This window comes from Pseudoalteromonas sp. GutCa3 (assembly GCF_002836155.1).
Taxonomy (GTDB): Bacteria; Pseudomonadota; Gammaproteobacteria; order Enterobacterales; family Alteromonadaceae; genus Pseudoalteromonas; species Pseudoalteromonas arctica.
The window spans coordinates 1-9206 of record NZ_PJBK01000040.1; the positions used below are offsets into that span (position 1 = coordinate 1).

Annotated in this window: 9 protein-coding genes; 4 read left to right on the forward strand and 5 right to left on the reverse strand. The window is 38.5% G+C overall.

The genetic code is table 11. The annotated features are described in order from the left end of the window. The 3 genes from CXF64_RS08295 to CXF64_RS08305 form a co-directional block, all read right to left on the reverse strand. A partial coding sequence (locus tag CXF64_RS08295) for a hypothetical protein (protein ID WP_007581829.1) occupies positions 1-243 on the reverse strand: 243 nt, incomplete at its 3' end. Further along, positions 240-1835, reverse strand: coding sequence for a PepSY-associated TM helix domain-containing protein (locus tag CXF64_RS08300; RefSeq protein WP_198551132.1), 1596 nt, complete (start codon positions 1833-1835; stop codon positions 240-242). The genes CXF64_RS08295 and CXF64_RS08300, both read right to left, overlap by 4 nt. After that, positions 1832-2119: a hypothetical protein gene (locus tag CXF64_RS08305; RefSeq protein WP_101216791.1), complete on the reverse strand. Its 288-nt coding sequence runs from the start codon at positions 2117-2119 to the stop codon at positions 1832-1834. Before CXF64_RS08305 ends, CXF64_RS08300 begins: the two co-directional genes overlap by 4 nt. Positions 2120-2355: 236 nt before the next feature. Between CXF64_RS08305 and CXF64_RS08310 the strand changes: the two genes are divergently transcribed. The 3 genes from CXF64_RS08310 (at position 2356) to CXF64_RS08320 (ending at position 5789) form a co-directional block, all read left to right on the forward strand. Continuing rightward, positions 2356-3126 (forward strand): undecaprenyl-diphosphate phosphatase, encoded by a 771-nt coding sequence (locus CXF64_RS08310; protein WP_010555290.1) that lies wholly within the window; start codon positions 2356-2358, stop codon positions 3124-3126. A 9-nt stretch (positions 3127-3135) separates the two neighbouring features. Then, positions 3136-3357, forward strand: a complete 222-nt coding sequence (locus tag CXF64_RS08315; protein ID WP_007581825.1) for a hypothetical protein — start codon at positions 3136-3138, stop codon at positions 3355-3357. A gap of 410 nt (positions 3358-3767) precedes the next feature. Then, positions 3768-5789: a GAF domain-containing hybrid sensor histidine kinase/response regulator gene (locus CXF64_RS08320; RefSeq protein ID WP_101216792.1), complete on the forward strand. Its 2022-nt coding sequence runs from the start codon at positions 3768-3770 to the stop codon at positions 5787-5789. A 416-nt stretch (positions 5790-6205) separates the two neighbouring features. On the opposite strand, the gene ahpF is transcribed toward CXF64_RS08320, so the two are convergent. After that, positions 6206-7780, reverse strand: coding sequence for an alkyl hydroperoxide reductase subunit F (ahpF, locus tag CXF64_RS08330; RefSeq protein WP_101216794.1), 1575 nt, complete (start codon positions 7778-7780; stop codon positions 6206-6208). Between the two features lie 157 nt (positions 7781-7937). Beyond that, positions 7938-8507 (reverse strand): alkyl hydroperoxide reductase subunit C, encoded by a 570-nt coding sequence (gene ahpC / locus CXF64_RS08335; RefSeq protein WP_007581822.1) that lies wholly within the window; start codon positions 8505-8507, stop codon positions 7938-7940. A 282-nt stretch (positions 8508-8789) separates the two neighbouring features. Between ahpC and CXF64_RS08340 the strand changes: the two genes are divergently transcribed. Next, the coding region (locus CXF64_RS08340) for a DUF3429 domain-containing protein (RefSeq protein WP_024591878.1) at positions 8790-9206 on the forward strand (417 nt) is incomplete at its 3' end.

Consider the following 9206-nt stretch of genomic DNA (forward strand, 5'->3'; position numbering starts at 1 on the left):
ACCTAATAATTGCGGTGCTTTACCCGCAATAACTGCGGTTAGTAAACCAGCTAACATAGCTCCTACAACGGTGCATATTGCACCGCCTAAAATACCGTAAACACTCATAAAACATATCAGCGCTAAACCAAATAGCAGTGCACTTAAAAATGTTTTAGTCGCTAATGTAAGTGTGTTTTTTCGTAGGTTGAGCATCATTAGTAGTAAACTTACCATCGCAATTGTAATTAGTAGCTCGTTCATGCGGGTTGTACCTCAATTTGTAATTTTTGTGTGTTTTTTATTTTTAAGGCAACAAACATACACACGATACCCACCACCATAAAGCTTATATCTACTACCGCGACAAGCGAGCTATTAAGGTTAATAACATTGCTAACGCCAAGTAAAATATTAAGTGGCAGCACCAAAGCAAGCGAAGCGCCGCATAGTAAAAGAGTCAGCTTAAAGTAGTTTTTATAACCTATGGGTAATACACTTAAGAGTAACCATGCCAACCAGGTATAAAAGAACACGGGTCCAAAAAAGCTATTTTGCGCCACACCAACAACGCTATAATTAAGTACAACTTGCACAGGAAATAGCACAAAGCTTGCTAATACCAAACCGCCACAACTGCCAATAATAAAACGATTCCAGCGTGCATATGCCTGCATACTCAGTGAAGGGCTACTGCCACGTGTGCGCTTTGTTAGCCACATCATCATGCCCGAAATAGGTAAAAGCGCAGTACTTAAGCCAAGCAATACCCAAAGTAATTTTACAAACACTCCTGCAAAGTTCCCAAAGTGCAGCGGAAACATCAACTCAATTACTTTTATCGAAACACCTGAAATATCACCAAAACTACTCATCGACTGCACAAACTCACCATTGCCCTGATAATGCAGTAACTGAGAAGCAACAGCCTCACCACCTAACAAACGCAAATATACCTGCGCATTCGCATCGTTATGCGCCATTATTGTGACATCCCTAATTATTGCTTCAGGGTAACGACTATGAGCATGCTCTAAAATAGTGTCTATTTTTGTAGGTTGCTTAATGTGGCTAACTACAGGCTCAGGAATAGCGGTAAACGTTTCTATTAACTTATCTTGATCGCCACCAAAGCTCACAAACGCAGCTGCTGGTAGTAAAATAATGGTCGCAAGCCCTAAAAATGATCCTGTAAAACCAATCACAATATTAAATACGCTGCCCCAAATACCTATAACCTTATGAGCATCGCTTACTGCAATATCTAACCCTTTATCTCGCCTAAACGTAAAGAGCTCTTTTATCAATTTTCGATGAATAAACAAGCCTGTCACTGCACTTACTAAAAGCGTTAAACCTAAAAACCCAGTGAGTATTAACCCAATTGGTCGCCCTAAATGCAAATCTGCATGAAACTCACCTATATAAGTTGGCGCATCCGTTTTTTTATTGGCGTAAAACTCTTTACTAGGCCCATAGTAAGTATTTTCCAGCGTCAACGTATCGGGATGAAATTGAAATACTCTGGCCACCTCTTGGTCGTAATTTTCATCGCCATGGTGGGATTCAAATACCAACGTTAATAAATGAAAGTTATGTCCACTTGGTAAAAACACATGAATGTTTTCGCCAAATTCACTAGGCACCTGTTTATGGTATTCGTTTACTAGTCGGTTAATTTGCGCGCTGGCAACGTATTGGCTAGATTGTAGTTCTGGATTAGCCCATATTTTTAACTCAGGTCGCGACAGAACTGCTAACGCCCCACTAAATGCAACAATAAATAGCAGTACCGCAGTAATAATTCCTACCCAGCTATGTAATAAAAATAGCTTTTTTAAAGTAATCGACTTCATCCCTGCCCCTGCGTTAACGCCCAAAAACTCAATAAACCATGTAATACACACAATGCAATCATTACTACAAAAGGTTGCCATACTTTTTGCGCCAAATACGCATAAATAAACAACGCAGTCCAAATAATAGGAAAGAGTAAAATAGGCAGTAATATTTGTTCATTCATTTGAAACGGTAAATAGGTTGTCATACCCGGAATCATTATTACCGCTGTAATTAGCGCTAATACACACGCAATTAAGTGCCTTCGCCGTGTAGCTGTAAACGTTTTTTTATTATTCATTATTCGCTCAGTAAATTTGCCCAAACATATACAAAACAGCACATGCAAATGATAACAATTGTCATTATATTGTGCATTTAATGCTTAATGCAATTTATTAAACAAATTAAGTCTAAAAACACTGTTGGTTTGCCTTTAGAGCTTTTATGCTACGCCTCGCAATTTAGGTACGCAGTAATGCGTCATTTCAGTTAAGCCGAGTTCGGGCTTTTTAATTTTTCAGGAAGCAGTAAACCGTGGATATAATTAACGCGATTATTTTAGGTATTATTGAAGGTATAACAGAATTTTTACCCATATCATCAACTGGGCACTTAATTGTAGCGTCAAAGTGGTTAGGCATTGAATCAACAGACGCTAACCTCGCCTTCGAAGTAATTATCCAGCTTGCCGCCATTTTAGCGGTACTAGCCAACTATAAAGACAAGTTCAGCCCTAAACATTTCAATTTATGGGTGAAAGTTGCCATTGCATTTATTCCTTTGGGTATTATTGGTTTTATATTTAGTGATGTAATAAAAACACTGTTTAGCGTACCAGTAGTAGGTGTTATGTTTATTGTAGGCGGTGTGATTTTTTTACTATTAGAGCGCAGTTATAAAGAGACTCACTGCACAACTACCGATGTAACCCAAGTTACTTATAAACAAGCTCTTTGGATTGGCGTAGCACAAGTATTTGCGTTAATTCCAGGGACTAGTCGTGCTGGAAGTTCTATTGTTGGTGCCATGTTGTGTGGTTTAAACCGAAAAGCCAGCGCTGAATTTTCATTTTTACTTGGTTTACCTGTACTTGCAGCAGCCTCAGGGTACGACTTACTTAAACATTACCAACTGTTTAGCTTAGATGACCTAACTGCCCTTGCTGTGGGTTTTTTAACGTCTTTTATAGTTGCTTATTTTACTATTAAACTATTCATACGCTTTCTAGAAAATTTCACTTTTGTTAGTTTTGGTCTTTACCGAATCGTATTTGGTGTTATTTTACTAACTATAGCCTACACATAAGAGAATATTATGAGCGAAAAAATAAACGAAGAAGCACTCCACGCCCTAAAAATAGCTTTTACTTACATGCCTAAAGCGATTGAGGTGACAAAGTATGAATATGGCGAGCGCTACCAAAGCGTGCTTGATCACATTGAAGCTGTACGTGAAACACTGCTTATTAACGATGTTGATCCAGAGGAAGTAGGCGGCGATATCAACCCGCAATATACCCCAAATTCAACGTATTAAAAGTATACCGCTGAGTATTATATGCTCGGCGGCATGCTGCGCTATATACAAGGGCCTGTTTATCTTTCGAGGTTAAATTTGCAGCAGACTGTTTGGTATTTAGGCAAGGCAGAGCCTATTTAGTGTGGTTATTCCCCATAAATAGGCGATAACGCAGCATAAATGCCAAACATGCGTTGCCCTTTGGGTTCTGCCTAGGGACAATTTTTAATCCTGAAAGGTCAACAGGCCCTACTACTATTAATAAACCACTAACTTAGTTCATAAAAACATAAGGTTATAAAATTTAATACGTATCAATTTTAGTTATTAGTAATTAAAACTGCTAAACTGGATTTTAAACTAATACCAATGCCCTAATTGGCCTATGTATTATATAAATTGAACAAAAGCTTACGGGGTGTTTTCTTTTGAATTTTTTACGATGTTTTCACGATATAGTTTCTAATCAATCTCTTGATTTTGAAAATAAAATTAATAAGCTCTTAGTGTTTGGGTTAGAAGTATTTGACCTTGAGCTAGGTATTATTAGTAAAGTAGATGAAAACAGCTACACCGTTTTATATGCCAAAACCCCTGACAACTCACTTTTACCCGGTACCGTGTTTGAATTACAAGGCACCTATTGCGTACATACGCTCGCTGCAGGCTCTGCACTTGCTTTTCATAAAGCATCTCAAAGCGCAATTGCAAACCACCCCTGTTATATAAACTTTCAGTTAGAGTCTTATATTGGCGCGCCAATAAAAATTGGTGAAAAAATATTTGGTACCGTTAACTTTTCATCCATAAACAGCTCTCCAGCTTTTAATGATGCAGCCTATGATTATATTGAGTTATTTGCACAATGGCTTGGATCGGAATTTGCTCGCACCCAAGCTAAAGAACAACTCATAAAAAATAGTAATACTTTATTAAAGTTAGAACACGTTGCAAATATAGGTACGTGGGAGGTTGATCTAATCTCCGATAAAATTACCTGGAGCGAGCAAACATACCTCATACATGAGGTGGATGAACAATTTCAACCGCAAATGAATTCTGCAGTCGAGTTTTATAAAGAAGGTCCAAGTCGTGAAGGCATTACTCGCGCGGTAGAATTAGCCATAGAAAAAGGCAAAAAATGGAATCTAGAACTAGAAATAGTAACCGCTAAAAATAAACATTTATGGGTGGCTACCTTTGGTGAGGCCGAATTTGATGAAGGCCGATGTGTCCGATTATTTGGCACCTGCCAAGATGTAACCGAATCAGTAATGCTCCGAGAAGAGCTTAAACAAAAGCAAGCTCAAGCAGAGCGCCTACTTGAAGACAGAAGCATGCTATTTGCTAAAATCAGCCACGAATTAAGAACCCCACTGAATGGCATTACAGGTATGCTAACCACATTAGTTGATGAACACAGTGAAGAAGTTCGCGCTGAAAAAATTAAAATAGGCCTTAGAAGCGCCGATATTTTACTTAGTATTATTAACGAAGTGCTCGATTTTTCTAAAATTAATCATGGTGAGCTAAAGCTTGAACCTACTGACTTTTTACTAAAAACAATTTTTACCGATTTAACTTCTTTATATACACCTCTATTTAAAAACACGCATGTAACGCTACAAGTAAATAATACAATTGATGACAACTGCTGGGCGTTTAGCGACAACACACGCCTTAGCCAGATTGCTTCTAACTTACTGAGTAATGCACTTAAATTCACTGAAAATGGTTCAGTTACACTAAACACCAGCCTTTCTAAAGTAAAAACTAAGCTAAGTTTAAATATTGAAGTGTCTGATACAGGCCGAGGAATGAGTAAAGGCTTTTTAGAATCACTGTTTTCTCCTTTTTCTCAAGAAGTAGATGCTAAAAATTCAAAAGGTGGAACAGGCCTTGGCCTTGCAATAGTAAAAGAACTTGTTGAATATATGGGCGGCAAAATAAAGGTAAAAAGTACACCTAATAAAGGCACTACGTTTTTAGTAAATATTCCTATTGAGAAAGGGACAGAACAAAAACAAGAAAACCTCAAATCAACGTTAGATATCAATGGCAGTGAACTATCAGTACTTGTAGTCGATGATAACGATATTAATAGGTTGGTACTTCATGCTTCTTTAGGCAAACTTAATATAAAAGCCGACTCTGCAGTTGATGGCCAAGATGCTGTATTAAAATGTCGCCAAAAGCATTATGACCTTATTTTTATGGACTGCATAATGCCCATACTCGATGGATTTGAGGCAACAAAGCAGCTTAGATCAGAAAAAATCTGCTCGCATGAAGGAACCTACATAGTGGCTATAACTGCTAATACTTCATCACAAGATAAACTTGCCTGCAAACAAGCCGGTATGGATATGTTTATATCAAAACCGTTTAAACTACCCATACTTGAAAAAGCAGTTATTAACGCGCTTGAGCATACCGCTAAAGTTAGCTAACGTTTGTAGTCAACTGATTGGTTAAATAAGGATATAAAATTAAAAACATAATTAGAACTATATTACTAACAGTACTTATTGTTGCAGTATTTAAAGGCGTTTCCACTGGGCAATGGAGTTCATCAATAACAATAGTTATCGTATCAGGCGTATTGCTGTTAGTTACATTTATCAGTGCTAAGTCATCACGTGGATCATCAGTTTATACTGGCAGTGACTCACCAGTTTCCTCTAGCAGTAACTCAGCGCACTCTCACACAAATTGTAGCGGCGGTGATTCTGGTGGTGGGTGCGATTAAATCGTGTGCTAATTCTTAAGCATTAAAAAAGCCGCCTTTGGAGAAGGGCGGCTTGGGTTAACAAACAGCTATGGGTGTAGCCTTGCTGTTATATCAAGAGAGTTTTTACTAATTACATTAAGCAGCGCTTTGATCAGCTTCTTCAGAGTGACGAATTAAATAATCAAATGCACCTAAACTTGCTGTTGCACCGCTACCCATTGCAATAATAATTTGTTTAAACGGAGTATTGGTTGCATCCCCCGCGCCGTAAATTCCTGATAGTGACGTTGCGCCTTTAGCATCAATCAGTATTTCACCAAATTTACTTAATTCAAGGTCGCTGTCTTTTAACCACTCAGTATTTGGTATTAAGCCTATTTGTACAAATATACCGGCAAGTTCAAGCTCTTTGCTCTCTCCCGACACTCTATCTGTGTACATTAAGCCAGTTACTTTTTTACCATCACCAAGTACTTCGGTTGTTTGTGCACTTTTGATAATAGTAATATTAGCCATGCTTTTAGCTTTACGAATAAGCACTTCATCAGCACGTAGTGTGTCTGCAAATTCAAGTACCGTAACGCTTTGCACAATATTAGCTAAATCGATTGCCGCTTCTATACCCGAATTGCCACCGCCAATTACAGCAACAGGTTTACCTTTAAATAAAGGGCCATCACAATGTGGGCAATATGCCACACCATGGCCGCGATATTCTTCCTCCCCTGGTACGTTCATTTCGCGCCAGCGTGCACCAGTGGCAAGTACGAGCGACTTAGCTTTGAGTACTGCGCCATTTTCTAGTGTAATTTCGTAGCCATTGTTATAACCAAGTGCCGCTGCACGCTGATTATGCATTACATCTACATCGTATTCTTTAACGTGCTCTTCAAGCTGGGCAACCAATTTTGGCCCTTCAGTCGCCTTAATCGAAATAAAGTTTTCTATTGCTAATGTATCTGCAACTTGTCCACCAAATCTGTCGGCAACAATACCTGTATTTAACCCTTTTCGTGCTGAGTAAATCGCAGCCGATGCGCCCGCAGGCCCGCCACCAATTACAAGTACATCAAATTTATCTTTTTTACTTAGCGATTCAGCTTGGCGCTGTGCCCCTTTGCTATCTACTTTATTGAGTATGTCGGTAAGGCTTAGTGCACCTTGGCTAAATGGTTCGCCATTTAAATATACAGCCGGTACAGCTAAAATATTTCGCTCTTCTACTTCGTCTTGAAATAATGCGCCATCAATCATGGTCGCTTTAATATTGCTGTTTGTCGCTGCCATAGTATTAAGTGCTTGCACTACTTGCGGGCACGTTTGGCAACTTAAACTTATATATACTTCAAAGTTAAGTTCTTGAGTAAGCGATTGTATTTGTTCAATGTCTTCGCTTTTAGCTTTACTTGCGTGTCCGCCAGTATGTAAAAGAGCTAACACTAAACTTGTGAATTCGTGGCCCATAGGTACGCCTGCAAACGTAATATGGGTATTTTTAATAGGTGAATGTACAACCATTGACGGGCGACGCGCGCTTGTATCTGGGTTGTTCATTACCGTAAATTTATCGCTCAGTGAGGCTAAATCGTTCGCTAAGCTTTCTACTTCTGCTGATTTTTTGCTGTCATCCAAGGCAATAAGTAGCTCAACAGGTTGAGTAAGCGATTCAAAATGGCTTTTTAATTGATTTTTTATGTTGTTATCTAACATGGCTTAACCCTTTTAGGAAAATTTAAACAGCAAGCCTCCCATGCCAAATAATGCATGTGCTTAAACAAGTATATTGATATATAGGAGGCACCAACAAACGGATGTTCGTTGATTTAAGGGCAGTTACCTGCCCTTATAGTAGGAATAAATCTGATACTTAGATTTTACCAACTAAATCTAGTGAAGGTGCAAGTGTGTCTTCACCTGGCTGCCAAGATGCAGGACAAACTTCACCGTCGTGAGTTGCAATGTATTGTGCAGCTTGCACTTTACGAACAAGTTCTTTAGCGCTTCGGCCAATTCCTAAATCGTGAGTTTCGATAATTTTAATTTCGCCTTCTGGGTTCATTACAAATGTACCGCGAAGTGCTAAGCCTTCTTCTTCAATCATTACGCCAAAGCTACGAGTAATACGTCCTGTTGGGTCGCCAATCATTGGGTAAGTAATTTTACCAATTGTGTCTGACGTATCGTGCCATGCTTTGTGAGTGAAGTGAGTGTCAGTAGATACTGAGTAAACTTCTACGCCCATTTCTTGAAGTTGTGCGTAATAATCTGCAACATCACCAAGTTCAGTAGGACATACAAATGTAAAGTCTGCTGGGTAAAAGAAGAAGATTGACCATTTACCTAGAACATCTTTTTCAGACAATTCTACAAAGTCACCGTTGTGGTAAGCGGTTGCATTGAATGGTTGTAATTTAGTATTGATTAATGAAGTGCTCATGGTATTTCCTCATCTATATTTAATGTATTTAAAAAGTAATCAACGCTCTCGTTTAAAACGACCTTCTGCGTTGGCTTGGTTAATACAATAAGGCTAATGGATAATTAAATAAAATTGATTGTTTAGATTAAAACAATCGGTTTTTTGGATTGAACTATATAATCCCTGTTATCGTAAGCATTATTTGGATTGTAAACGCTGGCGAATTATTAAGATCGCTAATCGCAATACTGCTACAATAGCCGCGCTTCAAATAAGTCATTAAATATAAGGCACGCCGTAATGGAAAAATTTTTTAACCACATACAACTAGGTTACTTAGGCTTAATCCCGTTTTTAGGGTGTGTGGGTTGGCCGCTTATGTTTGGCAGTAATAGCCTTAACTTAGAGTTTTTTACTTTTTACAGTATCGCCATTTTAGCATTTATGGCAGGTAGCTTGTGGCGCGCCGGAGAGCAAAGCTATAGCAATGCAATTAAAGCGGTATTACCTGTTATCCCAGTTCCATTTTTATCATTTTTACCTGTAGAGTGGGCACTGGCTTGGCTAGGTGCTAGTTTTTGGTTAGTACTTATATTTGAAAAAGCCACGCCGCAATGGAAAACCTATCATAAAGATTATCAAAAAATGCGTGTAGTACTTACCTCTGTTGTGTTTGTGTGTCATATCCTTACTATTGGTATGAGTATTTACCCTAAG

What these genes read in the sequence shown, in the direction of transcription:
- ahpF (WP_101216794.1), bottom strand. Translation starts at nt 7,780, where the DNA reads ATGTTAGATAACAACATAAAAAATCAATTAAAAAGCCATTTTGAATCG.
- ahpC (WP_007581822.1), bottom strand. Translation starts at nt 8,507, where the DNA reads ATGAGCACTTCATTAATCAATACTAAATTACAACCATTCAATGCAACC.
- CXF64_RS08305 (WP_101216791.1), bottom strand. Translation starts at nt 2,119, where the DNA reads ATGAATAATAAAAAAACGTTTACAGCTACACGGCGAAGGCACTTAATT.
- CXF64_RS08300 (WP_198551132.1), bottom strand. Translation starts at nt 1,835, where the DNA reads ATGAAGTCGATTACTTTAAAAAAGCTATTTTTATTACATAGCTGGGTA.
- CXF64_RS08315 (WP_007581825.1), top strand. Translation starts at nt 3,136, where the DNA reads ATGAGCGAAAAAATAAACGAAGAAGCACTCCACGCCCTAAAAATAGCT.